At 36.6% G+C, this 25,242-nt stretch carries 22 protein-coding genes and 4 pseudogenes; 11 read left to right on the plus strand and 15 right to left on the minus strand.

The window, feature by feature from the left end:
- The first annotated feature begins 2 nt into the window (after positions 1–2).
- The 7 genes and pseudogenes from walK to ACFOZ1_RS08295 all read left to right on the plus strand — a co-directional run bounded on the left by walK (position 3) and on the right by ACFOZ1_RS08295 (position 9,457).
- Entirely contained in the window at positions 3–1,835 is a 1,833-nt protein-coding gene (walK, locus tag ACFOZ1_RS08265; protein ID WP_390198340.1) for a cell wall metabolism sensor histidine kinase WalK, read from the plus strand.
- Positions 1,832–3,196 carry a YycH family regulatory protein gene (locus ACFOZ1_RS08270; RefSeq protein ID WP_390198342.1) on the plus strand — a complete coding sequence of 455 codons (1,365 nt, stop codon included), beginning with the start codon at positions 1,832–1,834 and terminating at the stop codon, positions 3,194–3,196. Before walK ends, ACFOZ1_RS08270 begins: the two co-directional genes overlap by 4 nt.
- A complete protein-coding gene (locus ACFOZ1_RS08275; RefSeq protein WP_390198345.1) occupies positions 3,177–4,121 on the plus strand; it encodes a two-component system regulatory protein YycI in 945 nt (314 codons plus the stop codon). Before ACFOZ1_RS08270 ends, ACFOZ1_RS08275 begins: the two co-directional genes overlap by 20 nt.
- A complete protein-coding gene (locus ACFOZ1_RS08280; RefSeq protein WP_390198347.1) occupies positions 4,105–4,902 on the plus strand; it encodes an MBL fold metallo-hydrolase in 798 nt (265 codons plus the stop codon). The genes ACFOZ1_RS08275 and ACFOZ1_RS08280 overlap by 17 nt, the downstream gene beginning before the upstream one ends.
- A 39-nt stretch (positions 4,903–4,941) precedes the next feature.
- Entirely contained in the window at positions 4,942–6,159 is a 1,218-nt protein-coding gene (locus ACFOZ1_RS08285) for a S1C family serine protease (RefSeq protein ID WP_390198349.1), read from the plus strand.
- Positions 6,160–6,449: 290 nt separating this feature from the next.
- Positions 6,450–7,405, plus strand: a pseudogene (gene manA, locus ACFOZ1_RS08290) (mannose-6-phosphate isomerase, class I).
- A 330-nt stretch (positions 7,406–7,735) separates the two neighbouring features.
- The gene (locus ACFOZ1_RS08295; protein WP_390198352.1) at positions 7,736–9,457 is read left to right on the plus strand and encodes a methyl-accepting chemotaxis protein; all 1,722 of its coding nucleotides are present in this window, start codon (positions 7,736–7,738) and stop codon (positions 9,455–9,457) included.
- 11 nt (positions 9,458–9,468) lie between these two features.
- On the opposite strand, the gene ACFOZ1_RS08300 is transcribed toward ACFOZ1_RS08295, so the two are convergent.
- Both ACFOZ1_RS08300 and ACFOZ1_RS08305 read right to left on the minus strand, forming a co-directional pair.
- Positions 9,469–9,873, minus strand: coding sequence for a GNAT family N-acetyltransferase (locus tag ACFOZ1_RS08300; protein WP_390198355.1), 405 nt, complete (start codon positions 9,871–9,873; stop codon positions 9,469–9,471).
- 25 nt (positions 9,874–9,898) lie between these two features.
- Positions 9,899–10,861, minus strand: coding sequence for a LacI family DNA-binding transcriptional regulator (locus ACFOZ1_RS08305; protein ID WP_390198357.1), 963 nt, complete (start codon positions 10,859–10,861; stop codon positions 9,899–9,901).
- A gap of 95 nt (positions 10,862–10,956) precedes the next feature.
- On the opposite strand from ACFOZ1_RS08305, the gene ACFOZ1_RS08310 reads away from it, so the two are divergent.
- Complete coding sequence (locus ACFOZ1_RS08310) at positions 10,957–11,151, plus strand: hypothetical protein (RefSeq protein ID WP_390198359.1); 195 nt, start codon at positions 10,957–10,959, stop codon at positions 11,149–11,151.
- A 79-nt stretch (positions 11,152–11,230) separates the two neighbouring features.
- On the opposite strand, the gene mgrA is transcribed toward ACFOZ1_RS08310, so the two are convergent.
- Positions 11,231–12,223 carry an L-glyceraldehyde 3-phosphate reductase gene (gene mgrA / locus ACFOZ1_RS08315; protein ID WP_390198362.1) on the minus strand — a complete coding sequence of 331 codons (993 nt, stop codon included), beginning with the start codon at positions 12,221–12,223 and terminating at the stop codon, positions 11,231–11,233.
- A 23-nt stretch (positions 12,224–12,246) separates the two neighbouring features.
- Positions 12,247–12,606, minus strand: coding sequence for a Lin0512 family protein (locus tag ACFOZ1_RS08320; RefSeq protein ID WP_390198364.1), 360 nt, complete (start codon positions 12,604–12,606; stop codon positions 12,247–12,249).
- A 139-nt stretch (positions 12,607–12,745) separates the two neighbouring features.
- On the opposite strand from ACFOZ1_RS08320, the gene rlmH reads away from it, so the two are divergent.
- Positions 12,746–13,225, plus strand: a complete 480-nt coding sequence (gene rlmH / locus ACFOZ1_RS08325; RefSeq protein WP_390198991.1) for a 23S rRNA (pseudouridine(1915)-N(3))-methyltransferase RlmH — start codon at positions 12,746–12,748, stop codon at positions 13,223–13,225.
- A gap of 627 nt (positions 13,226–13,852) precedes the next feature.
- Here rlmH and ACFOZ1_RS08330 read toward each other — a convergent pair.
- From ACFOZ1_RS08330 to ACFOZ1_RS08340, 3 genes and pseudogenes are all read right to left on the minus strand, one after another.
- Positions 13,853–14,887 (minus strand): annotated as a pseudogene (locus tag ACFOZ1_RS08330) (recombinase family protein); the annotation flags it as partial.
- Between the two features lie 13 nt (positions 14,888–14,900).
- Positions 14,901–15,047 carry a hypothetical protein gene (locus ACFOZ1_RS08335; protein WP_390198367.1) on the minus strand — a complete coding sequence of 49 codons (147 nt, stop codon included), beginning with the start codon at positions 15,045–15,047 and terminating at the stop codon, positions 14,901–14,903.
- Positions 15,048–15,079: 32 nt separating this feature from the next.
- Positions 15,080–15,754, minus strand: a complete 675-nt coding sequence (locus ACFOZ1_RS08340) for a helix-turn-helix domain-containing protein (protein WP_390198370.1) — start codon at positions 15,752–15,754, stop codon at positions 15,080–15,082.
- A 107-nt stretch (positions 15,755–15,861) separates the two neighbouring features.
- Between ACFOZ1_RS08340 and ACFOZ1_RS08345 the strand changes: the two genes are divergently transcribed.
- Together ACFOZ1_RS08345 and ACFOZ1_RS08350 are read left to right on the plus strand one after the other, a co-directional pair.
- On the plus strand, positions 15,862–16,722 hold the full coding sequence (locus ACFOZ1_RS08345; protein ID WP_390198373.1) for a hypothetical protein: 861 nt from the start codon (positions 15,862–15,864) through the stop codon (positions 16,720–16,722).
- Entirely contained in the window at positions 16,719–17,549 is an 831-nt protein-coding gene (locus ACFOZ1_RS08350; protein ID WP_390198376.1) for a hypothetical protein, read from the plus strand. The genes ACFOZ1_RS08345 and ACFOZ1_RS08350 overlap by 4 nt, the downstream gene beginning before the upstream one ends.
- Before the next feature lie 341 nt (positions 17,550–17,890).
- Here the strand turns inward: ACFOZ1_RS08350 and ACFOZ1_RS08355 are convergent.
- The 8 genes and pseudogenes from ACFOZ1_RS08355 to ACFOZ1_RS08390 all read right to left on the minus strand — a co-directional run.
- Positions 17,891–18,019: pseudogene (locus ACFOZ1_RS08355) on the minus strand (JAB domain-containing protein); the annotation flags it as partial.
- Between the two features lie 154 nt (positions 18,020–18,173).
- Positions 18,174–18,659 (minus strand): class I SAM-dependent methyltransferase, encoded by a 486-nt coding sequence (locus ACFOZ1_RS08360; RefSeq protein ID WP_390198378.1) that lies wholly within the window; start codon positions 18,657–18,659, stop codon positions 18,174–18,176.
- Positions 18,583–19,905: an ISL3 family transposase gene (locus ACFOZ1_RS08365; RefSeq protein WP_009374086.1), complete on the minus strand. Its 1,323-nt coding sequence runs from the start codon at positions 19,903–19,905 to the stop codon at positions 18,583–18,585. The genes ACFOZ1_RS08360 and ACFOZ1_RS08365 overlap by 77 nt, the downstream gene beginning before the upstream one ends.
- A gap of 159 nt (positions 19,906–20,064) precedes the next feature.
- On the minus strand, positions 20,065–21,705 hold the full coding sequence (gene merA / locus ACFOZ1_RS08370) for a mercury(II) reductase (RefSeq protein WP_390198380.1): 1,641 nt from the start codon (positions 21,703–21,705) through the stop codon (positions 20,065–20,067).
- A 28-nt stretch (positions 21,706–21,733) separates the two neighbouring features.
- Positions 21,734–22,126 (minus strand): Hg(II)-responsive transcriptional regulator, encoded by a 393-nt coding sequence (merR, locus tag ACFOZ1_RS08375; protein WP_001863748.1) that lies wholly within the window; start codon positions 22,124–22,126, stop codon positions 21,734–21,736.
- A 181-nt stretch (positions 22,127–22,307) separates the two neighbouring features.
- Positions 22,308–22,592: pseudogene (locus tag ACFOZ1_RS08380) on the minus strand (class I SAM-dependent methyltransferase); the annotation flags it as partial.
- Positions 22,593–22,669: 77 nt separating this feature from the next.
- Complete coding sequence (locus tag ACFOZ1_RS08385; protein ID WP_390198384.1) at positions 22,670–24,802, minus strand: heavy metal translocating P-type ATPase; 2,133 nt, start codon at positions 24,800–24,802, stop codon at positions 22,670–22,672.
- Entirely contained in the window at positions 24,795–25,163 is a 369-nt protein-coding gene (locus ACFOZ1_RS08390; RefSeq protein WP_390198387.1) for an ArsR/SmtB family transcription factor, read from the minus strand. Before ACFOZ1_RS08390 ends, ACFOZ1_RS08385 begins: the two co-directional genes overlap by 8 nt.
- Between the last annotated feature and the right edge of the window lie 79 nt (positions 25,164–25,242).

Here is a 25,242-nt window from a genome sequence, read left to right on the forward strand (position 1 = left end):
ATATGAATCGAGTGAGTTTTTTCCAGTCGATCAGGCTGAAAATCATTATAATTTTGACATTATTTTTATTACTTGCGATTCAAGTGATTGGATCCTACTTCATTAATCAATTGGAAGAGAGCTTACATGCAAGCTTTGAAGATAATTTAGAAGACCGAATTCAAATTCTCACGACAAATTTAGAAGAAGTTTTTAAAAAAGAACGTGAAGAGACAGATGAAGGCCCAACATTACAAGAAGAGATACGAGACATTATTGATCGGTATTCCACAGATATTTTTACCGATTTACAAGTGATTGATTCCCAATTTCGTGTAGTTGGTGCAGTAGGTAGTAGTGACAGAGTTGGGAAACGAATTACTGGAGATAGTGATATTGACGGTGCATTACAATTTAGTCTTGAAGCAGAAGATAGGTTCCGTACTCGATATACTAATGATCGAACGATTCGAAAGACAGTACCTATTATAGATTCTGAAACCGAAACGCCAATTGGGGTACTCCAAGTGGATGCATCCATTGAAGAAATTTATGAGCAGTTAGAGCAAACGACTAAGATATTCTTAAATGCGACAATGATTGCGTTACTCGTGTCTGTTGTGTTAGGGATTTTAGTAGCGAGATCTATTACAAAGCCTATCCAAGAAATGCGTAAACAAGCAACCATTATGGCTAGAGGAGATTTCTCCAAAAGGGTAAATGTATATGGTACAGATGAAATTGGCCAATTAGCAATGACATTTAACAATATGAATGACAAATTGATGCTTGCTAATCAGACAACAGAAGAAGAAAGACGAAAGCTGAGTTCTGTGCTTGCGAATATGTCTGATGGTGTCATTGCAACAGACGAAAAGGGACGCATTTCTTTAATGAATGACCCTGCTACACAACTGATCGGGATTCCTTTTGAAGAAGCAAAAGGTCGCCTCATTGTAGAAGTATTACAGCTTGAGGATAAAGTCATTGATGTGAAGGAATTAGAAGAGACTGGTTCTCTTACGATTGATTTTAGTACAGAGGAAGAGTTGTTTTTAGTTAAAGCGAGCTTCTCGATTGTACAAGATGAAGAAGAGACCTTCACTGGTTTAATTACAGTAATCAGTGATGTAACAGAACAGGAAAAGGTAGAAAGAGAACGCCGCGAATTCGTATCGAACGTGTCACATGAATTGCGTACACCACTTACGACAATGAGAAGCTATTTAGAAGCATTAACAGATGGTGCGTGGGAAGATAAGAACTTAGCACCACAGTTTCTTGAAGTGACACAAAATGAGACAGAACGAATGATTCGATTGGTGAATGACTTATTACAATTATCAAAAATGGATCATAAAGAGAGCGGAATGAATGTTGTCCAAATAGACATCATCCAGCTTGTAAACCATATTCTGGACCGATTTGAAATGAACAAATTAGAACATATTGGAATTAGGAGAAAGATACCGCGCGAAGAAATTCTAGTATGGATTGATCCAGATAAGATTACCCAAGTTATTGATAATATCATGTCAAATGCGATTAAATATTCACCTGAAGGCGGAAAAATCACCTTACAAGTGGCGAAAGAACGCAACCGAATAAAGATTAGTATCCAAGACCAAGGACTTGGAATTGCCCGTGAGAAAGTCGACAAAATCTTTGATCGATTCTATCGTGTGGACAAAGCAAGGTCACGTGAATTAGGTGGAACAGGGCTTGGACTTGCGATTTCCAAAGAGATTGTAGAAGCACATCATGGCCATATTTGGGCAAGTAGTATAGAAGGACAAGGAACGACCATTTACTTTACTTTACCACTAGTTGTTAGAAAGCGAGGTGGTAGGTCATGAACATAGAATTTATCAAAACAATTGTATTATATTTCTTAGTTGGTCTGAGTCTATTGTTAACTGTTGCTATTTGGAATTTCCAAGGTAATTATAATTACGAAGGTGTGGAGAATCCGACAAGTGATGCCCAATTAGGTGGGGTAGAAATATCTAAGCAAGAGATCATCCAACCAGATCAAATTATTTTTCATTGGAATAATGTCGCACAAGGTCTTGAAGATAAGACGAAGGAACTAAATGTATTTCGTGATATTACAGATTTAAGATTATATAATTTTCGAATTGCAGAAGAGAGTGCGGTAATTGATGAGGCTGTCAATCGAGTAGAGATTAAATTCCCTACATCGATGCCATCTAGCTTTATTAACGATATTTTTACAATTGATGAACAAATTTTGATTGATTCGGAATTCGATAGTATTATTTTATATTTAAATGAAGACAGAACGAATAATCATGTCGTCTTTAATAATAGTGATCCATATGCAATTGATATTCTTGCAAATATCCAAAATCTCCCACAAATTATCTCGTATTTTGATCAATTGAATGTAGTGGAACAATTTATCACTTATTTACCTGTAGAATTGCGCTTTAATCGGACAATCTATATCCCGAATGAAGTGAAGTTGAACGGGAAGAAGTTCAGCTATACATCGATTAATCCTGATGCGAATTCGTTACAGAGCATCTTTTTCTGGAATCCGTCGAATGTAAAGAGTTCCACGAATCCAGACGGTGGCAAGACGTATTCAGATAGTTCTCGTGAGATGGTAGTCAAAGGGTATGCAATGGAATATACAAATTTCTTTACTGCAGAAAAGTCTACCATTGACTCAAGCGAAAATGCGAGGGAAGGCAATCTTGGGGAACAAGTTTTTACAAATGCAATTAATTATGTGAACTATCATAAAGGTTGGTTAGTAGAAGAAGGAATTGACTATCGATTATCTGACCTTAATCCATTGTTGCAAGAAGTTGAATTTCGTATGATTTACAAAAATCATCCGGTCTTCTCTAATCAAGGGTTAGCGACAATGTTCATGAAATTCCATGACTTAAGTCTATACCAATATGCTCGACCATTGATGAAATTGACGCAATCGTATGACAGAGCAGAAACAAACTTAATGAGTGGGGAACAGTTAGTCGACTATTTAGAACAAAATGAAATGTATGAGTTAGATCAAATTCTAGATATCCAATTAGGTTATCGGATTGAACAACAGGCAGGTGCGCAAGTATTTGATTTAATTCCTACATGGTGTGTGGAAACAGTACAAGGTTGGCAGATGATTACGAGCGAGATGTCCATGTCTAACTACCAAGGAGGGTATGGAAATGCAATGGGGGCAAATTAAGACACTATTTATATTATGTTTTCTCATTTTAAATATCTTTCTTTTACGCCAATTTATTACGGGTCAAGAGGAAGAATACGCTGCAGCACCTGATGTGGAAGTGAATTTACAAGATAACTTGAGTGGGTTAGAGGATGTGCCAGAGAGTCCGAAAGAAGCATCTATGTTATATGCAAAAAGGAAAGAAATTACTGAGGAAGACATAAAGGAATTAGAAGGGCTTGAGAATCAAGAAATTGTCGTCGTGGATCATCATCTCATCTTATCCCAATTAGATAAACCTGTACCTTTTGATATAGAAGAAACAGAGGAGAATATTCGCACACATATTTGGAATGATGAGAGTTACAATTTTGAAGATTATTCCTTAGATACAGACACAAATACGTATATCTTCTTCCAAAAGATTGAGGAGCCGATTTTTTATAATCAAAGTGGTGCATTACTCGTTCGTGTCAATGACAAAGGGGAAATGACCCATTATGTCCAAACAATGCTAGAGAAAGCAGAAGAGCAAGAAGAAGAGACATATGGGGTGCAAGAACCACTCACGATTATTACGAATTTATTTGAGAAAGGTAATATTATCTCTGGTGCGACGATTTCTGACGTGACATTTGGGTACCAGAACTTATTGCCATTACCTGATGGCGTTCAAGTACTCACACCAACATGGGAAATTGAAGTGAATGATGCGAATTACTTTTATGCCAACGCAATTGAAGGTCATATTCTAACAAGAGATGAGAAGAGCTTCGTCGTAGAGATGAATAAGACCATTCAGAATTATACATTAACTCAAAAGAATACATTGCGACCTCTCAATGAGGAATTAGATGCAGATGATGCTGCAATGTTAATCAACACGTGGTTACAGAATATGGAGACAACAAATGGAGTGAAAACAGATGACACTACACTTTAGTGTATTAGCATCCGGTAGTTCGGGGAATGCTTTTTATATCGGTACAGAAAAAGAAAAAATATTAGTTGATGCTGGCTTAAGCGGGAAGGAAATGACTAGGCTTTTTGAACATATTCAGATTAATCCAAGTGAGTTATCAAGGATTTTAGTTACACATGAACATAGTGATCATATTAAAGGCCTTGGCATTTTCGCGCGTAAGTATAATCTACCAATCTATGCAAATGAAAAGACTTGGAAAGCGATGGAACATTCCCTTGGTAAGTTAAGTGTTGACCAGAAATTTGTATTTAATATGGAAGAGACAAAGACATTCTGTGACATAGATGTTGAATCCTTTGCCGTGTCTCATGATGCAGCAGAGCCGATGTTTTACGTATTTCACCATAACGGGAAAAAGGTAGCGCTCGTAACGGACCTTGGCTATGTATCGGAACGAATTAAGAAAACAGTAGAAGGTGCAGATGCGCTTGTGTTTGAAGCAAATCACGATGTCGGCATGTTACAAATGGGTAGATATCCATGGAGTGTCAAGCGCCGAATATTAGGTGATATGGGGCATGTTTCGAATGAAGATTGTGCATTAGCATTAACTGACATTATAAATGATCAAACAAAGCGTATTTATTTAGCACATTTAAGCAAAGATAATAATATGAAGGAACTTGCGAATATGTCTGTGACAAATGGTCTAAAAGAATATGGATTTGAAGTTGGGGGACGTATCACGTTACATGATACAGACCCTAAAGTACCTACACCACTGTACAATGTTGTCTAAATAATATTCATCTAAATAAAAGGTGAAAGGTGACGATATATGGGATATTATGATGATCATTACCCGAAACGAACAGGAAGAAAATCTAGCTGGCTCACCCCACTTATTGTTGGAATCGTTCTTGGTGCATTTTTATTTGCACTTGTTCTACCAGCACTTGTGAAATATGACTTATTGCCATATGAAGTAGTTGTTGGAGAGAAGGAATCACCTGGAATTCCAATCGATGAGAAGGATCACAACAATACAACGACAGAACAAGTCAATGTAGATATTCAATCAAATATTACAGAGATTGTGGCAAATGTTGCTCCAGCTGTTGTTGGTGTCATTAATATTCAAGCTCAAGGCAGTCTTTTTGTAGAGGAGTCAGGTGAATCTGGGACAGGCTCTGGAGTGATTTATAAAGTGGAAGGTGACAAAGCATTTATTGTGACAAATCATCATGTGATTCAAGGGGCAGATGAAGTAGAAATTATTTTATCAGATGAATCCAATGTCCCTGCTGAAATTATTGGGAGTGACTTATTCACAGATTTAGCTGTCATCTCTATGGATGCACAGTATGCGGAGAAAGTGATGGAGCTTGGTACATCAGAAAATGTACATGTTGGGGAACCAGCAATCGCAATTGGGAATCCATTAGGCATGCATTTGTCAGGCTCTGTTACCCAAGGCATTATTAGTGGAAAACAACGCGCCATTCCACAAGACTTCAATGGAGATGGACGAGCAGATTGGCAAGCAGAAGTTATTCAAACAGATGCAGCCATTAACCCTGGGAATAGTGGTGGAGCACTACTCAATTTAGAAGGAAAACTAATCGGAATCAATTCCATGAAGATTGCACAGTCTGCTGTCGAGGGGATTGGATTCGCGATCCCGATTGATGATGCCATCCCGGTCATGGAAGAGTTAGAACAAACAGGTGAGGTAACAAGACCATTTTTAGGTGTGGAAGCATATGCTTTAACAGAAGTTGCAGAGGTTGAATGGGAAAGAAGTCTTAACTTACCAAAAGAAGTGGAAAGCGGGATCTATATTCGCAGTGTAGAACCAATGTCACCAGCAGAACAAGGTGGCTTACAAGCATATGATGTCATCACAGAGTTAGATGGCGAACAAGTTTCTGACATTGTAGATTTGCGCAAGCATTTATACGATAAAAAAGTGGTAGGCGAAGATTTAGAAGTAACGTTTTACCGTGACGGAGAAAGGCAACAGACAACTGTCCAATTATCAACATTATCTTACTAAAAATATGTGGATAAGAGAATAACATTTCTTTTATCCACAATTTTTGTTTAATTATCCACAATTTGTGGATGAAAGCAAAAATCATGTATATATATAGTATTAGAATACACGTTCTATACGATATATGTATAAGAAAATGTGAGTATGTGGATAACTTTGTGGATATAACCCGATTTATAGTTATTAACATGTGAATAAATCAAAATCAATCAAATAAAGTAACATTTGATTTATCGATAAATTAATTGTATCTTTAAACTAGAAAATAAAGAGATAAAGGTGGATATAATATGTATAATGAACCGATTTTTTACAACCGATCTTCCAAGAACGTATTTGGGGAGGCCAAAAATTACATACAGAATTCCAATATACGATTCCATATGAAAAAACTGGTGAAGCATGGGCAATTTCTGCACATCCAAATGGTCCAAGTAAAATTACGAATGGCCCATTAGAAGGTAAGACACTATTACATGCGTGGGAAGAACATGGGGAATTATTTAACAAAGCACCCTCCAATACCGAAGCATATCCTTTATTAATTAAAATTTTGGATGCAAATGATCAATTATCTGTACAGGTGCATCCTGACGATACGTATGCTAGAGAAGTAGCAAATGAGCCTTATGGAAAGACAGAGTGCTGGTATGTATTAAGTGCAGATGAAAATGCAGAATTAATTATTGGTCATCATGCAACAACGAAGGAACAATTAGAACAGTGGATGGATGAAGGTAATTGGGATCAATTATTACGTAAAGTAAAAGTAAAGGCAGGCGATTTTGTCTATGTTCCGAGCGGTACGATTCATGCTATCGGAAAAGGCATTGTTATTCTAGAAACACAACAAAGCTCTGATATTACGTACCGTGTCTATGACTATGATCGAACAGATGCGAGCGGAAATACACGTGAATTGCATATGAAACAAGCAAAAGATGTAACGATTGTTCCACATGAAACACCAGTATTGCATCAAACGGTAGAAGAAGAAGCAGGTTACGCAAGCAAAAAATTAGTGGAAGAACAATATTTCACTGTATACCACTGGAATCTACATGGTGTAATGGAGCAAACTCGCACACACGACTTTCTTCAATGTAGTGTAGTAGAAGGTGAAGCAACATTAACGGTGAATGGTAAAACATTTACTGTAGCAAAAGGGGATCATTTTATTATTCCACATACAGTAGATACATTTACATTGGACGGGAAAGCGGAATTAATTGTGTCACATACGTAATGGCATGTGATGATATAGAATGGGGAAAACTATCTGTTGAGTTGGCAGGTAGTTTTTTTATTTGATTGGGGGGGATTGGGTTTGTGTGTGGGGGATGGGAATTCGTGCGTGGTGTGGGTAATCCCAGTGTGGCTGAGAGAATTCGTGCGTGGTTGTGGGTAATTCCTGTGTGGCTGAGAGAATCCCTGTGTCGTGCGGTACAACCTTCCATTAATCATCTCATTCATTTCACCCTTTGTAAAATTTATGTAAATTCAATCGGGACTACATTCCTATTCAATCATGTGTTCTATATAATGAATATATAGAGATTAATAGGGGGAAAGTCTTATGTTTTTGGATAAATTAACGATTAAAATGCGCATAATTGCATCTTTTAGCATATTTCTAATGTTATTTATGATATTTGGGATGTGGAATGTAGAGGCATTTAAATCCATAGCGCAAGAGAATAAAGAGATGGAAGAAAAGCATATTCCATTTTTACTTACATCAACAGAGACAAGTAAACAAATGTACAAGTTACATACAACACTCCAGGAAATCGCACGTCCATCGATGGGCATTACCACATTAAATTTAGAAGAAGAGGTAAGACAAGCAAGCAGTAAAATAGAAGAAAATCTAGCATTATTAGAGAGTTTCACTGAAGAAATGCACACAGATGAAATGCGAACACTCTATACCAATTATGTGACGAATTGGAAGCATTATGAGGAAGTTAGTGAAAAAGTGGTAGGAGAGGCAAAAGAGAAGAATTGGGATGTTGCACAAGATGAACAATTCAAAAGTGTCGCATTCTTTGACCAAGCGAGTTTGCAAATGGAAACGATTCAAACTGCAATCCAAAATGAGATGAAGGAACAAGCGAATGACACTGTCAATAAAAGTGAGCTAGCAATGATATCTAGTGTCCTATTCGGCGTTGTGGCGATTGCACTAGCAATTGGATTGAGTTTTATTACGCAAAGGTATATACGCCAACCGATTATGGTGATTTCGTCTTATGTGGAGCACATTGCAAATGGTGACTTATCGAAGGGTACATTAGAGATAAAAGGGAAGGATGAACTAGGTCATCTAGCAAAAGGTGTGACAATAATGAAAGATGCGATCCACTCTATTTTTTCTAATATTAAAACGCACCATTCTCATACAACAGTGACAGCAGATCAATTGTATGAACAGATGCAACATGCATTAGAAGGTATGGAAAAGGTCGCTGCTTCGATGGATGAGATGGCAATAAAATCTCAAGAGCAAGTAAGTGAAATCTCGAATTCTGCGACACTTTTGCATAATGTGAAGGATGTGGTGGAAGGTGTGTCGCATGTGGCAACAGAAATGCAACAATTAAGTGATGAAGTAAAAGGTGCGACGGCAAGCGGGCTTCGTGATATGGACGTGATGCAAGAGAATACGGACAAAATGGAGCAGAGTATGGGACAATCTGTCGAAGCAATGAGTACACTCGATGAGCAAATGAATCAAATTGATAAAATTATTCAAACAATTGAGTCAATGGCGAGTCAAACCAATTTGTTAGCACTAAATGCCCAAGTAGAAGCAGCACGTGCTGGTGAATATGGCAAGGGATTCGGTGTGGTAGCAGATGAAGTGAGGCAATTAGCAGATCAATCCAAAATTGCAACAAAGGAAATTACTGGAATGATTCAATCGATTAAGCAACAAAAGGACCATGTTAGTGCAAATATGGAAAAGACGAAACAGCATACGATCGAAAATCGCACGAATATGGAGAGAACGTACAAGCAATTTAAAGCAATTGACCAAATGGCGACAAATGTATCGACACAGAATATTACGATTGCCATGCAAATGAAAGAAGTAAGTGAAAAGGTGAAGGAAGTCATGGAATTTTCGCGTAAAGTGAAAGGAACAGCAGATCATCATGCATCACATGCCCAGACAATAGCTGCAATCACACAAGAGATGCAAGCAATTGTTGGAGAAGTACATGCAGGTGTAAAAGATGTGACAGACTCTAGCCAACAATTGCAACAACAAATGGACAGGTATCAATTAACTTAAAGAGGTCTTTCTTATATTAAGTCAGATATATACATAGGTGTGGGCCCATCTTCTTTTGTAAAACCTAATTTTTCATAAAAATCGACTACATTCGGATAGGAAATGAGCACTTTTGTTTGGAAGCCACTATATTTCTTTAGCATCCTGTGCATCATTTCTTTTCCAATACCTTTTCCGTGATAGGTTGGGTCTACTAATACGTAATGGAAATAGGCAGTTAAAGCACCGTCTGATAAAGCGTTCGCTAATCCTACTAAACGATTTCCGTCCCATGCTGTGATGACAGTATGGGATCCTTTGATTGCCTCTACTAATTGTTCAGGAAATTTGGCTGATTCCCATTCTACAGCCTTGAATAATGCAGTAAGATTCTCCTCTGTAATGTGATCAATTGACATGGTGTATTGTAGTTCCATTGATATGCCTTCTTTCTCTAGTTTTTTAAACAGTCTCTCGTTCGATTAACTTCACTTGTATCTCTTTATGAGCGGATGGTTTGGACATGATTGCTTGTAAAAAAAGATTTTTGCCCATTTCCACTAATGGAATTTCTAATGTAGTCAAATGCATGATTTTGGCAATTGGTTGATTATCAAAGCTAATAATAGCCAAATCGTGAGGAATCGTAATCCCCTTTTCACGACAATATGTCATAATACCTGCAGCAAGAATATCATTGGTTACTAATAGAGCTGTAGGGGGATCTTCTAGTGTTGTTAATCGCTCCACGACTTTGACCCCATCTTCAAATCCTAAACAATTATAGAAAATGTACGATTCCTGGAATGGTAATCCATGTTGTTGTAAAAAGTCACGGTATGCTCGCTCTCTCTGTGTACTATTTGTACCTGTCTTCCTGTATAAGGAATACCCAATTTTGCGATGTCCGTGTTCGTACAAATAGTTCAGCGCATCTAAAAAGCATTGGTAGTGATTAATGAAGGTGGAGGAGACAGGGTGCTCTCTTGCATCTTCACATAATACGATCGGCCCGTATTGGATATAGTCATTCAGAATAGACCAATCGACACTTCTTGAACAGATAATCAATGCATCAATTTGCTTTGTTTGGAGCATCTCTAATGCTTCTAGCTCACGTTCTTCTTCATAATTGGTTTGAAATATCACGAGCTTATAATTATTTTTGACAGCTTCATTCGCAATCCCTTCTATTAATAGACCAAAGTAAGGATGGTTCGTAAATGGAATGATGACGCCAATCAGAAATGTCTTCCCTTTACTTAAATGGACGGCATTCATATTTCTTTGGTAATGGAATTGCCTCATTGCTTCTAGTACTGCTTCCTTCTTCTCCTTACTCACATATGGATGCTGATTCAGCACACGGGAGACTGTGGAAACAGACACACCTGCTGCTTTGGCGATGTCTTTAATATTTGCCATCTCGCTCCTCCTTTTCTCCTTATTTGAAAATTATGCTTGCTATGGTACGCGTTTCATAGATTACACTGACATTAATTATAAAGGAGGGGAAGAAAATGTCTTTCATTATAGGGATGTTGAGTATTATTGTACTATGTAGTGTCATTCTATTGTTTGCCATGTTCCCGATTAAAGAATATGAAAGAAGTAAACACGGGAAAAGCATGAAGCCTACGAATTATTTTGATAGTTTATTTGATGTGTATGCCAAAAGTGTCTATGATACGAGACCATTGCATGAGAAGGATTAGGAAGAAAGGCATCTTAATCCGTTCTTACAAACATCGGTATTCACCATATGTAGTTGGCGAATACCGAGTATACTTATTTTTATGCTAGAATTTGGTTGATTCGTTTGATTTCTTCGTCTGTAAAATGTGTATGTGACAATGCACGGACATTCTCTTCGATTTGACTTGCACGACTTGCTCCGATTAATGCAGATACGACAGACTTTTGTTGTAATACCCAGACAAGTGCCATTTGAGCGAGGGATTGTCCACGTTCTACTGCAATATCATTTAGCTGCTTCACCTTTTGCAATACATGTGAAGAAATATCCTTTTCATTTAAGAAAGGAATATGGTCTTTCGCTGCACGGGAGTCTTTTGGAATACCTGACAAGTACTTATTTGTGAGTAGTCCTTGTGCTAGTGGAACAAAGGCAATACAGCCGACCCCATGCTGTTCTAAGACATCTGTTAATCCTTGTTCAATGGTACGATCAAGCATGGAATATGCTGCTTGATGGATGATAAAAGGTGTTTTTTGTGCTTCTAATATCTCTACAGCTGCTTTTGTTTGTTCTGCATCATAGTTAGAAATCCCGACATACAGCGCTTTTCCTTGGCGTACAATCTGATCTAATGCAAGCATCGTCTCTTCAAGTGGTGTGTCTGGATCTGGACGATGGTGATAAAAGATATCGACATAATCTAGTCCCATGCGTGTGAGGCTTTGGTCTAAACTTGAGATTAGGTATTTACGTGAACCCCAATCGCCATATGGCCCGTCCCACATACGATAGCCTGCTTTTGTTGAGATAATCAGCTCATCACGGTAGCTAGCTAAGTCTTCTTTCATGATACGTCCAAAGTTACTTTCAGCAGATCCTGGTGGTGGCCCGTAATTATTTGCAAGGTCAAAATGGGTAATACCAAGGTCGAATGCTTTAAATAACATCTCGCGTTGGTTCTCGATAGCGTCATTGTCACTAAAGTTGTTCCAAAGTCCAAGAGAGATTGCAGGTAATTGAATACCAGACTGGCCACAGCGATTATAGATCATCTCTTCATAACGTTTCTCATCAGCTATATACGTCATCTCTATTCCTCCAATATATTAAATTAGTATCCTACTTCTACAGCAGCGTTTACAATATACATTAAGTCATTCTTATCATCTTTATCTTCTAAGAGGATGCCAGATGTTGTTGCCATTCCACCATCTATTACTTCTACAGTGACTGTGCCATATGGAATCTCTTCTTTGACACGCTCGATATCTACTAATTCTTTATCACATGGCACGGCTAGACGCACATTCACTTTCATGTTATGTAAGTCGTGGTCTGGTAAGTAATCTTTAATCCCTGGCATGGAATTAAAATGAATGGCGTTCTCTACTGCACGTACACATGCTTTCGTAATATTCTGCCCATGTACGTCCGTGCCTGTTCCTGTTTCTATGAAAATAATTTTCTCCATGCAATCGCCTCCATTTCTTTTTATATGTACTTTTAGATTAAGGGAAATGCTAAGTAAAATCAAATATGCTCACTCGTGATTATGCGAATATTTTGGTACACTAAGAGAAAGAAAGTACGGAAAGGATTACTTATACATGATGAAAATTACAATCGTAGCAGTAGGAAAGCTGAAGGAAAAGTATTTAAAACAAGGGATAGCAGAATACACGAAAAGGCTTGATGCATATGCCAAAGTCAAAATCATCGAAGTCCCTGATGAAAAAGCACCAGAAAATATGAGTGAAGCAGATCAGGAAACCGTGAAAAGAAAAGAAGGCGAACGAATTCTGTCGAAAATTTCCCAAGATGCCTACGTTATTTCCCTGGAAATAATGGGGCAAATGTTAACCTCCGAGAAATTTGCCGAAAAATTAGAGCAACTAATGGTAACAGGAAAAAGTAAAATTGTCTTCGTCATTGGCGGATCGCTCGGATTGAGTCAAGAAGTGATGGATCGAAGTGATTATGCGATGTCTTTTTCCAAAATGACATTTCCCCATCAGTTGATGCGGTTGGTGTTGGTGGAACAGGTTTATCGGGGGTATAGGATTATTAGGGGGGAACCGTACCATAAATAAGGGTAAAATATTAAGGGAAGATAAGGCTTCCCTAAAGTTTTCCTCCTTTGAAAATTGCTCTTCCATGAAGGTTGTATCGAGAGGTGCAATGCAGTTTATTTCAGACATTTTATTAATTAAGACACTAGAGCTACCTTGTAAAGCCTCAATGGTGAAGTCAAACATCAAATTGATACACTTGATTTGTCTGCCTTCCTTATGAGATACCCTTTCTTTGGTTATTTGGATATCCTTTATAAAGAGTGAAAGCAGCTCCTTCTTTTCTGTAGCATCTGCTTTATCCAGAAGAGTATCAATGTTTTTGAGTAGATGAGTCAGTGCTTCAGCATCGATGGGATTTTTACTGATAGTTTGTAGCTCTTTTTCAACCTTCTCTATATGACTCTCAATGGTAACGAGTTGTTTTTTCTGTTCTAGCATTTTCTTACTATAAATATCCCTTAAATCGGGATCATCCATTAGCAATGTAACTAAATTGTCTATTTGCTTTTCAGTTTTCTTTTTGTTTTTAAGCAGCCGTTTTTTCTCATCTAGTAATGGAGATTCAGCATTCAATCTCTCGTCATTCATTTTATTGACTAACCTCTCAATAAAATAGGGAAGTGTTACAATACGCTTTAATTCATTGATTACATATTGTTCAGCCTTGTCCGCATTTATGGTATGGGCTTGGCATGCAGTTCTACCTTTGTTTTTATACTGACCACATTGATAAAGTCTATATTGTTTGCCATTTTTACCCCTGGACTTTGCTGCAGTCATTCCATATCCGCATTCGGGACAACGAAGTAATCGACCTAAGAAGTATGGTTTTGACGATTGTGCTGGACGGAAGGAGCGTGTTTTCAATTTTTGCTTCACTTGATTCCAAAGCTCCATCTCGATTATTGGAGTATGTATGCCATCTCTTATGATCGGATTATCATTTTTACCTTTTCTTCTTTTCTCAGACCAATTTTCATGCTGATTATAACGGATTTTTCCTATGTATAATGGATTCTCTAAAATACCTTTAATAGTAGCAATGGAGAAATCCTTCTTCTTTTTTGTTTTATAACCAAGCTTGTTCATTTCATAAGCAATTTTCTTATAGCCATGGCCTTTACTTGCTAAGATAAATATCTCTTTTACAATCTTTGCTTCATCTTCATTGATGATAAGTTCCTTGTTAATCACATCATAACCAAGTACTATTCCACCATTCCACATTCCTTGATTAGCTCGTTGATTCATTCCCATCTTAACACGATCAATTATCGTTGCCCGCTCCATTTCAGCAACAGAACTCATTACTGTGTAGAACATCTTTCCACCAGGTGTAGTAGTATCAATATTCTCTGAATAACTCATTAGTTGAACATTGTGGCGTTCAAGAGTTTCAACAATTTCAAGCGAATCCCTTGTTTTACGTGCCAACCGGTCTAGTTTATATGTTATAACAGTATCAAATTCTCCATTTTTTGATTCCTTCAGTAGACGTTGCATTTGTGGTCTACCCTGAATACTTTTTCCACTTCTCCCCTCATCGATATATTCATCAATGATCTGAATGTCACGTTGTTTTGCATAATCGTAGAGAAGCTGTTTCTGTGCTTCAATACTGTATCCTTCTGTTGCTTGTTCCTCTGTACTTACTCGTGCGTAGATTACTCCTTTAATCATTAAAACTCCTCCTTCAAAAGCGATTTTTTTCGTTGCCAGCTACATCACTCTTAGACAAAATACTTTCAATAATAGATGCCAGTTGATCTAAGAATGCCTCCCTCTTTCGATCATCTGCCTCAAGTTCCCCAATCATGTTGTGGCTTGGGTATTCCACCATGTTAAATCCACTCCTATAAGTTTCGTTGTTTGTTACTTCTTCTTATTAACAAGAAGGTTTATTAACTCTCCAGATGACAACAACTTGTTTTGAGAATTGATGATTTGACGGGCCTCATGTAATGGGTGATTAGCCTTAGAACTATCAAAATTCCCTTGAGTCAGAGAAGTGGTCTCCATTAGCATTCGTGAGATTAAACGCTCCATTTCAAAATCAGTAATGTCTTCTTTGAAATGAATGTGGTAAATAGGCTTAAATTCATTTTTGCCTAGGCAATGATAAAGCAAGATTCCTTTCGTATCATCAAAATCGAAATAGCTTTCATCCTCATTACTCTCATTATCTTCGACTGCGATAACTAATTCATCTACATCATCAAAGTCGATATCAGTCTCTATTACTTCAGGTATGCCAATAGAAAACAATCTTTCTTCGCCCAGATAAAATTCGTCTGTAACAGATTCCAGAGGAACTCTATATTCTTGAGTTAACTTATGAATCAGCTGAAAAGATGGGTTTTTAGAATCGCCTCTTTCAATTGCTGAAATTGACTGTGGTGCAACACCAATTCTGGATCCAAGTGAGGTTATAGTGTAATCAGATCCATGGTACTGTACCATGTGTTGTCTAAAAAAACGTAGTCGTTCACCTAATGTACATTCTTTAAGGTGTTTAAAATCATATGAGTCAATATTAATTGCAGACAAAACAGCACCTCCTAATAATTATTTCTTGAATTAATACTAACACTATTATAATATAAATGCAAATACACGGGTTATAATCCATTATATTTTAATAAAAGGAGACGTTTATGAATTTAAATAGCTTTAAGGTGAAGCCAGAGGACTTAACAGGAGTTAATCAGTTTAATGTTTCAACAAACGGCCAATTTATTATCCAAAGGAAAATCTTTTCCGACATTTATCCTGATTTTCCGGATCTTAAAACGTTTAAATTATACATCTATTTGTGTAAGTCATATGAATGGAAATACCAAAGAGTAAAGAAGGCAAAAGCCCAAATGCAATTGGACTTGAAGTTGAGTCGTAATGAACTAAATAAGGCCTTAGATTGGCTGGAGGTAAACTATTTTATTGCGAGAACCAATTCCCATAAACAGCAAATGTATCAGACTGAATTATTAACTGCACCTGATTATGATCCATTTACGAACACTTATATAAGCTGTAATTCAATACCATTCTATACAAGTAATCTAAAGCAAAGGAATCAAGGGTTTATTATGGTGCCGGCGGATGCTGTTACAAATAGAATGCTGGAGAACACATCCACAGCAGATAGAACATGGACTTATACAAAGTTAAAAGTATATCTACTTTTATATGCAAATTGCTGGTTGAGCTATTTTGGAGGAGTAAATCCTGAATCTATACACGTAGAAATAGATTCCATACACGTAGATCCTTCTTTCTATTACAATGTTAAAAAATCAGAGGTACAGGTAGTTAATACAATAAAGCTGTTACTGACTATGGGTTTATTTAAGGTTGTAAAGGTTTGCTTTGTAAAAGGTGAGTATATAGGGGATAGTCTATTAGTATCTACTCGAAAAGGTATAAAGGAATGTTATGTTTTACGACCATATCATTTATCAGCAAAAAAAGTGAACAACAAAGAGTTAGATAGCAAAAGGGGAAGTATGATTCTATGACATACAAAAAGATAAAAGCAAGGATAATGGATAGGAATGTATTAATAGAACATGATGGAGGAAGTCATATACTTTTACATGATCAACCATTGGAAATGCCACATACTAGCTCAAAAGGAACTAATCGATTGCAAAGTACTTCAATGATGGACTTTCAAGGAAAGATATCGATGGTTTTACGTGCAATAGCAAGCCAAAAGGGGGTTATACTTCCCCTCCTGAAAGGTGAATATGGGGTAGAGATTAATATTTCAACACCAAGGGCACGCAAAGAGCTTCCAATAATAGAATCAGTGAAAGCTATTATAGATGCAATTAACAATGAAATAGTCTCTAATGATGCGGAAATCTATTCTTTAAGGGTAAACTTGTACTCAAGTAAACCGGGTTCAAGAATGAGGGCGAGCATGCCTTATGACAGTATTGACCTTCGTATTTATGACGTGGTGACTCAAACCACGAAACTTCAGTTTAACGGTCTTACTACCTATATTGTGTCAAAGAGCAATCCAATACTTTCTGGTGGCTTCGATGATGAGAATTTCTATCCGCACATCGAGCTGTTACATCAACCAATTAGAGAACTACTTTACAAAGATGGATTTGAAATAGCGGCTGCAAATCATTATGCAGTAAAACTACACTTTAATGGAGCGATACAATCAAAGGACTTAGATAACATGGCAAAGACCTATTTGTCGATTTTATATGGAACACAAATAGTAACACCATTTAACATTGTTAAACTTGAACTATCAAAAGAGCATGTATCAAATTCTATCGGCTACATTGATATACGAGTAGATTGTAATAGTATGCAACCATAGATAAAGTCATGTATATCAAGTAATCACTACACACTTACTTACTAGTATTATGCAACATATACTAGAGGTAATACTATTATTTTAAAATTCAATGTTACAATTACGGCATTTTACGGATATATACAAAGTGAGTGGGATTATTAGGTTATTCTATAGTTTATAAGATATATACGTAATTTGTAAAAATCCCTTAGTATCAAGGCCTATACCGTGATTAGGTGGTAGTACCTAATAAGAAGGAATTGTATTTGGCTAACTTTAGCCCATAACTTGATGATATTAAAATAAAGTCAGTGATGGCGCAACTTCTAGCACCTTCACTGACTTTCTTGAAAAATTTTTTATAGATATCCTTTTTCTTTCAAACTAGTATATTTCTCATGGCCCACAATGATATGATCCAAAATCTCAATACCCATCATCTTTCCAGCCTCACCTAGACGTTTTGTTACATTAATGTCTTCCATGCTTGGTGATGGGTCATATCAATAGTAAAGTGTTAAAAATATTATTAAATCAATTGCTTCACTTTAACTACATGTCCTTAAAGTGAACCACATATTTGATGGTAGTTAATTCAAAATCGTAGAATTATGCTCGATTGTGGAGTATGTAAAAACATAATCAACTAATTTTAGAAATAATTATTTCTCTATACATTCCATTCATCATTACAGGTTTATCTTTTTCTACCCTTAAATCATTATTATTTCTGAGGTACAACTCTTCAAAATTCAATCCTATATCTGTTCCTAAGACTCTAACAAAGGGTCTGATTATTTTTTTTGATAACGAAAGTTTTTTATTTTTAGGAGTAAATTTATCGAAAATAATTATTTTCCCACTTTGGTTTAAAACTCTGACCATTTCTTGAAAACACTTATCTGCATCAGGTACTACTGAAAGGATTAAACTTCCAACTACATAGTCGAACGATTTATTGTTAAACACCATATTTTGAGCATCCATTTCTAAAAAAATAATAGGGGTATTTATAAATTTTGGGTATTCGGATTTTATGGTGGAAAAGGGCTTATAAATCACCCTTCTCCAAATTCTTAATAAGTGTGGAAAAATCGACACCAAAGTTGTCTGTAATGTCGTGATCATTCACTTCATACCAATTGAAAGTATCGTATAACATAGCTTTATTGAAAGCACTTGAATTAAATCGTGGCTTACGCTTTTTATGGAGCTTCTCATTGAAAAGGATTTTGGCTCGTAAGGCATCAAACGAGTAACCTCTACCCATTCGCTCTACCTGCCTAATAATGCTGTTAATTGACTCCGTATAAGCATTAGTGAGCCTTTTATCAAAGTAGTTGAATATTTCGACATGCCAGTTGTCTACGGCTCTCACGAGGTCTTTATATGCGTCTTTAGAGTTGCTGGACATACAACGGTGTCTCCATTGACTATAACGAAGATGACCTTCATCTGGATCAGGAGTATCCCATATCCAGTAAAACTCTTCTTTGAGTTCATAGGCTTCTTTTAAAGCAGGAAGATTACCTAACCAAGTATCTAAGAGGAATGATTCACGTTCATTTAGATCGTGTTTACGCTTTAGAAGGATAAACCTTTCACGCATAAGGGTACGTCTTTCTTTTTGGCTCATATGGGCTTTCAAAGACTTTCTGACGTTATCTAAGGCTTGATTAGCCATTCTAACTACATGAAACTTATCTACGACAACTTTAGCGTGTGGAAGGATAGTGTTCACTGCGTCTTTGTAGGGCTTCCACATATCCATTGTGACGTACTCAATGTAAGTCCTGTCACTGATTTCTGAAAGACGTTGGATGACTGTTTCCTTGTTACGGTTAGGCTTGATGTCATAAATAGTCCTGCGTTCAATATTAGTCAATACAAGCCGAGGTCTACGGATAATATGTATCTCGTCTATCCCAAGCCACTTAGGAGTTTCAAACTGGTATTCACGTTCTTTGAGTGCCACATAGTCCTTAAAAACGTTCCTAATGGTTTTCTCGTCAACACCAACGCTTTCTGCGACTTCTACAAAGGTCTTAGACATGGATTGCTCTTGAATGGACTTTAAAAGCCTTTTGGTCATACTACGCTTTTCATCTACAGATATTAGGCGTTCCCAGAAGGTAGATCCGCATTCACGACACTTGTATCGTCTACGGTTCAATTGTAAGCCCACTCGCTTTAAACGAATGGGCAAATCCATAATTAGTTGATTTCTTGAACTGTGTTTGTACAACTTGTCAAAACCACATTCAGGACAACGTTCAGGTGGTCCGACTGCTTCAACTTTAAACATCATATCGGTTTCATTTTCTTGTGGCGGTTCTATTGTTTTAATGTCTGGTAGGGATAATAAGTCTGACATATTATTCATCCTTTATTACTCTGCGGTGTTAAGGTATCAATTATAGATTTGATGTCGAAATCATCAGTGTTAAATTATTTTTGTGACCACAAATGCACTTAGAAAATCCCTTAAAGCATTAGCTGGTTCACTTGAATAGGGAGTTGTAAAAAAGTTCCCTTAGCCTGCACAACAAGATAATTTCGAAATATCTTTATCGAACGTAAGTGCAGCTAATTTTAGCCCTTCAGCCATTGTTAAATATGGTGCTAGGGTTTCTGTTAAATCTTCTATCGTTAAGCCAAATTTAACAGCTAATGATGCTGCATAGATGACATCTCCTGCATTCTCAGATACAATATGAACCCCTAATACTTTTAGTGTTTCTGCATCTGCTACTAGTTTAAATACACCGGTTGTTTCACGGTTTACAATTGCTCTTGGAACAGCATCTAAAGGTAATACAGATGTCTTCACATCATACCCTTTCTCTTTTGCTTGTTCTTCTGTTAAACCAACCGTTGCAACCGTCGGATTCGTAAACGTAACAGCAGGAACTACCGATAAATCTATTTTTTTGTTTAATCCACCAATAGCATTATCAGTAATAATTCCACCTTCATAGGCTGCTACATATACAAATTGTGGTCCTAAAGTCACATCTCCTGCTGCATAAATCTTTTCATTACTTGTTTGACCAAAATCATTGATCAGGATTTCATTATTTTTTCCAGTTTCAACACCTGCTGCACTTAAATTTAAAGAATCCGTATTTGGTTTTCTTCCAGTGGCAACAAGTAACTGATCTGATTCAATGACTTCTCTACTGCCATTTACTGTTACGTAAACCCTTTTTATCTCTCCACTTTGTTCAACACGCTCAAAAGTTGCCCCTTTGACAAGGTTTATACCCTGTTCAATTAACGCTTTTTCAACTGACTCTGAAATCTCAGGATCATACTCCTTTAAAAGTCGCTCACTTCTTTGCATAAGCGTTATTTCTGAACCTAAATGATGAAATAGTTGTCCAAGCTCCATTCCAATGTATCCTGAACCAATTACAGTTAATCGTTTTGGTATTTTCTTTAACTCAAGAAGTGTTGTACTAGTTAAATAGTCCATTTTTTCAAGTCCTGAAATTTGGGGCAACGAAGGCGATGCACCTGTTGCAATTAAAAAGCGTTTTGCAGATAACTTTGCCCCATTGACCTCAACCGTACTAGCATCAATGAATTTTGCTTCACCTTTAATTAAATCAAAATTATATTCATCAATTAAATCCATATATTTTTGATTCCGAAGTTCGCTCACCAATTTATCCTTTTGCGTGATTAAACTAGCTAAATCCACTTCTCCAGCGGATGTTTGTAAACCTATAAACGGATTGTCTTTTGATAAATGATTGATTTCCCCTGCCCTAAGAAGAGTTTTTGACGGAACACAGCCAATATTCACACAGGTTCCCCCAACCGTTCCACGCTCAATCATTCCAACTTTTGCACCGTATTCTATAGCTTTAATTGCCGAAGAAAAGGCAGCAGCACCAGAACCAATAATAAGAAGGTCATAATTGTCTTCATTAATTAACGCCACGTTTTCTAGTGATGATACTTCTTCAATTTCTCCGGCTTGGTAATTTGCTTCATCAATCGCCTTTATTGCACTTTCAACCTCAATATCATCGGGCAGTTCAAATACTGCTTCACCACGACGATAACTAGACTCAATATTTTTAGCACCTATCTTTTCAAGTGCTGATTCTACGTGTTTTTCACAACCCGTACAAGTCATTCCTGAAATGTTTACCTTAAATTTATTCATAAAAAAGCTCCTTTCGTTAATTAATCTCTCATGTTAATGTTTCTATTATTGGACACGAATGTAATTGCTTTTCATCTGGACATCGTTGTTTTAAGTCGTCTAACATAGTTTCAATTCGTTTTAAATCCTCTATTTGTTTTTGCACTTCCTTTTGTTTTTTAGAAACAAATTCGAACATATCTTGACAACGAACTTCATCTTTATCTACAACACCAAGTAATTTATAAATCTCGCTTAAAGAAAAACCAAGTTCCTGTATTCGTTTAATAAACCCAACACGCTTAACGTCATCATATGAATATATCCGATAACCAGCTTCCGTTCGGTGAGGTTCTTGTAATAAATTTTTTCGCTCGTAATATCTGATCGTTTCTTTATTAACTCCACATTTATCTGCAAACTCACTAATGCGATAAATCATCTTATTTCACCCCATGAATATTATAAACCGTGTACCATAGTACACGGTCAAGTAAATTGGACTATTTTATTTTTTTCCCAAAGTATCACTCGTATGTGATTGATACTTTTATATAATACTATTGATTATCCTAACATCCCACCAGAAAATCCGATTTAAACACCAGTTGTTTTTAAACTATTAAGAAAGTAATTCCACTATATATTCCGAAGACCCTAAATTTTTTTCTTGCCTTTCTAAGCATATCAGGTGAAAAATCAATAGCTGTTATATCTAAGTCATAATGATTTATTAACTCTAAATCAGCACCTGTACCAACACCAACAAAAAGAATTCGTTGTTCTTTATTGAATGGTATCTCTTCAAATATTTGTTTTCTTGCATTTAGAAAAATCCCTGAGTTAAAAATTCCATCATAAATTGGAGACCAAATTTTATATATTACTTTATTCCAAAAATTATTCAATTTTCACCACTCCCAAATAAAACAAAATATGAAAAGGGATAACGAAACGTTATCCCTTACATTTTCGAAAAAAGTTTTTATTCTTTACTTTTCAATAGCCTTAAACTGTTTAGTGTTACAAGTAATGTTGCTCCCATATCGGAAAATATCGCTATCCATAGCGTTAACCAACCAGGTATAACTAACAGTAATGCCACTAATTTAATTGCTAATGAGAAGGTAATATTTTGTTTTATAATCGCCAAAGCCTTACGGCTTAAATTAATGGTATATGGTAATTGGCTTAAGTCGTCTGACATTAAAGCAATATCAGCTGTTTCTAGTGCTGTATCAGTTCCAGCACCACCCATTGCCACGCCAACAGTGGAAGCTGCAAGAGCAGGTGCATCATTCACGCCATCTCCAACCATTCCCACACTTTTATGCTTTCCACGAAGTACTTTAATGAAATTCAATTTATCTTCTGGAAGCAAATCTGCTTTAATATCCGAAACGCCCACTTGTTTTCCAATCTCTGCTGCTGTTCTTTGGTTATCACCTGTCAGCATCACTGTTTCAATTCCAATGCTATTCAATTTACTGATGACTTCTTTTGATGATTCTCTAATTTCATCTGCCACTGCAATAAGAGATAGGATTTCTTGTTCCGTTCCTAACACCATGACTGTTTTTCCCAGCGACTGCATTTCATTAATCTGTCGTTCTTGATTCCTTTCAATGCTTCCATGTACTTCTTCAAAGAGATTTGGACTTCCTACATAATATAGTTCATTATTTACTTTTGCTTTTACGCCTTTACCTGTAATAGATTGAAAATCTTCAACCAATACTCCATTAAAGTTCAATCTGTTTTCTTCTGCTTTTCTCATAATTGCCGAAGCAAGTGGATGCTGTGATCCCTTTTCAATAGCTGCTGTAATAGTCATTAATTCATTTTCATTTCCACTATACGTTATGAAGTCTGTTACGGCTGGAACACCTTTTGTTAATGTTCCAGTTTTATCGAAAGCAATTGCTTTTAGAGCTCCTGCTTCTTCCAAGTGGATGCCACCTTTAATTAATACACCGTTTTTGGCCGCATTTCCTATTGCAGTAACTACGGCAACGGGTGTTGAAACAACCAGAGCACAAGGACAACCAACCACTAACACAGCTAAGCCTTGATAGACCCAAATGCTCCAATCAGCTCCAAATAGTAATGGAGGAACAACAGCAATTAAAAGAGCCAAGACGACAATAGCTGGTGTATAGTACTGTGCAAATCTATCGACAAACGCTTGAGAAGGTGCTCGTTCTGCTTGGGCTTCTTCTACCAAGTGAATGATTTTTGATATCGTGGTATCTTCTACCTTTTTTGTTACTTTTACTTCTAGTAATCCTTCTTCATTCAATGTTCCTGCAAAAACCTCATTATCAATGGTTTTGGTTACTGGAACACTTTCTCCTGTAATGGCAGCCTGATTTAATGTCGATATACCCTTAATAACTGTTCCATCCATCGCTAACTTTTGACCAGGTTTTACGATCATAATATCGCCCACTAGAATATCTTCAACGTGTACTTGCATTTCTTCATTTCCACGACGAATTAGTGCTTCTTTTGGAGCAATATCCATCAACGATTCAATGGATTGCCTAGCCTTGTCCACTGAATAGCGCTCTAACGCTTCGCTTATAGCGAACAGGATAACAACCATTGCTCCTTCTCCCCATTGACCAATCACCGCAGCTCCTAGAATGGCAATAGTCATTAGCGTATTCATATCGAACTTAAATCTGCTTAGATTTTTAAAACCTTTAATAAATAATGAATATCCACCAATTAAAATGGCTGCTGCAAAACCAATCATTGGAAGAATATGATCTTCCCCATATTGCTCACCCAATAACCAGCTCATAACAAGCAATACAGCTGAGATATAAACTTTAATATTTGCTTTTTGTTTCCAAAACGATTCACGCTCTATTTTTTGTTCTTTTTCATCTCGAACCTTTAAATTTTCAAAAGCACCTGCTTTTTCTAATTCTTCAATCGTTGTACTTCCATGAACATAGATTTTAGATGCTCCAAAGTTTACTTTAGCATCCTCAACGCCTTGTATTCCTTTTACGTTATTTTCAAAGATATTTGCACAGCTCGTACAGGTAAATCCTTGAACGCGATAAGTTTTCATTTCTTGTTCCGATAATTTGGCTTGTTGATCAGACATTTACTTTCCCTTCTTTCTCATGTGCTAATGCATTAATAAATAACTGCTCAACATGGTCATCATCCAGCGAATAAAATGCTAATCTTCCTTCTTTTCTAAACTTAACAACCCCTTGCGTATGGAGTGTGCGTAAGTGGTGGGAAGCATTTGCAATCGTGACATCAATAATATTTGCTATATCACAAACACATAACTCTTCACCTTTTAACAAGGCAAAGGTAATTTTCGCCCTGTTTTCTTCTGCAACAGCTTTAAATAATTGGGCAACACCGGAGATATCAACTGTTTGTAATTCTCCTTGTATTCGAGTTACCTTTTCTTCGTCATAACAATAAATCTCACAAGTATCCTTCTCATTCATTTTCTCACCTCATTCTCATTCAAGTGACTACTTGATTACAGTATACTCTTTTGAAATTATTAATCAAGTGAACACTTGA

Origin of the sequence: Gracilibacillus marinus (genome assembly GCF_042651725.1) — a bacterium.
In the GTDB taxonomy this organism is placed as follows: Bacteria; Bacillota; Bacilli; order Bacillales; family Amphibacillaceae; genus Gracilibacillus; species Gracilibacillus marinus.

What these genes read in the sequence shown, in the direction of transcription:
- rlmH (WP_390198991.1), top strand. Translation starts at nt 12,746, where the DNA reads ATGAAAATTACAATCGTAGCAGTAGGAAAGCTGAAGGAAAAGTATTTA.
- ACFOZ1_RS08385 (WP_390198384.1), bottom strand. Translation starts at nt 24,802, where the DNA reads ATGTCTGATCAACAAGCCAAATTATCGGAACAAGAAATGAAAACTTAT.
- ACFOZ1_RS08390 (WP_390198387.1), bottom strand. Translation starts at nt 25,163, where the DNA reads ATGAATGAGAAGGATACTTGTGAGATTTATTGTTATGACGAAGAAAAG.
- ACFOZ1_RS08305 (WP_390198357.1), bottom strand. Translation starts at nt 10,861, where the DNA reads ATGGCAAATATTAAAGACATCGCCAAAGCAGCAGGTGTGTCTGTTTCC.
- ACFOZ1_RS08365 (WP_009374086.1), bottom strand. Translation starts at nt 19,905, where the DNA reads ATGTCAGACTTATTATCCCTACCAGACATTAAAACAATAGAACCGCCA.
- ACFOZ1_RS08285 (WP_390198349.1), top strand. Translation starts at nt 4,942, where the DNA reads ATGGGATATTATGATGATCATTACCCGAAACGAACAGGAAGAAAATCT.
- ACFOZ1_RS08310 (WP_390198359.1), top strand. Translation starts at nt 10,957, where the DNA reads ATGTCTTTCATTATAGGGATGTTGAGTATTATTGTACTATGTAGTGTC.
- walK (WP_390198340.1), top strand. Translation starts at nt 3, where the DNA reads ATGAATCGAGTGAGTTTTTTCCAGTCGATCAGGCTGAAAATCATTATA.
- ACFOZ1_RS08335 (WP_390198367.1), bottom strand. Translation starts at nt 15,047, where the DNA reads ATGGTGGAATACCCAAGCCACAACATGATTGGGGAACTTGAGGCAGAT.
- mgrA (WP_390198362.1), bottom strand. Translation starts at nt 12,223, where the DNA reads ATGACGTATATAGCTGATGAGAAACGTTATGAAGAGATGATCTATAAT.
- merR (WP_001863748.1), bottom strand. Translation starts at nt 22,126, where the DNA reads ATGATTTATCGCATTAGTGAGTTTGCAGATAAATGTGGAGTTAATAAA.
- ACFOZ1_RS08270 (WP_390198342.1), top strand. Translation starts at nt 1,832, where the DNA reads ATGAACATAGAATTTATCAAAACAATTGTATTATATTTCTTAGTTGGT.
- ACFOZ1_RS08300 (WP_390198355.1), bottom strand. Translation starts at nt 9,873, where the DNA reads ATGGAACTACAATACACCATGTCAATTGATCACATTACAGAGGAGAAT.
- ACFOZ1_RS08345 (WP_390198373.1), top strand. Translation starts at nt 15,862, where the DNA reads ATGAATTTAAATAGCTTTAAGGTGAAGCCAGAGGACTTAACAGGAGTT.
- ACFOZ1_RS08320 (WP_390198364.1), bottom strand. Translation starts at nt 12,606, where the DNA reads ATGGAGAAAATTATTTTCATAGAAACAGGAACAGGCACGGACGTACAT.
- ACFOZ1_RS08295 (WP_390198352.1), top strand. Translation starts at nt 7,736, where the DNA reads ATGTTTTTGGATAAATTAACGATTAAAATGCGCATAATTGCATCTTTT.
- ACFOZ1_RS08350 (WP_390198376.1), top strand. Translation starts at nt 16,719, where the DNA reads ATGACATACAAAAAGATAAAAGCAAGGATAATGGATAGGAATGTATTA.
- ACFOZ1_RS08280 (WP_390198347.1), top strand. Translation starts at nt 4,105, where the DNA reads ATGACACTACACTTTAGTGTATTAGCATCCGGTAGTTCGGGGAATGCT.
- ACFOZ1_RS08275 (WP_390198345.1), top strand. Translation starts at nt 3,177, where the DNA reads ATGCAATGGGGGCAAATTAAGACACTATTTATATTATGTTTTCTCATT.
- ACFOZ1_RS08360 (WP_390198378.1), bottom strand. Translation starts at nt 18,659, where the DNA reads ATGATCACGACATTACAGACAACTTTGGTGTCGATTTTTCCACACTTA.
- merA (WP_390198380.1), bottom strand. Translation starts at nt 21,705, where the DNA reads ATGAATAAATTTAAGGTAAACATTTCAGGAATGACTTGTACGGGTTGT.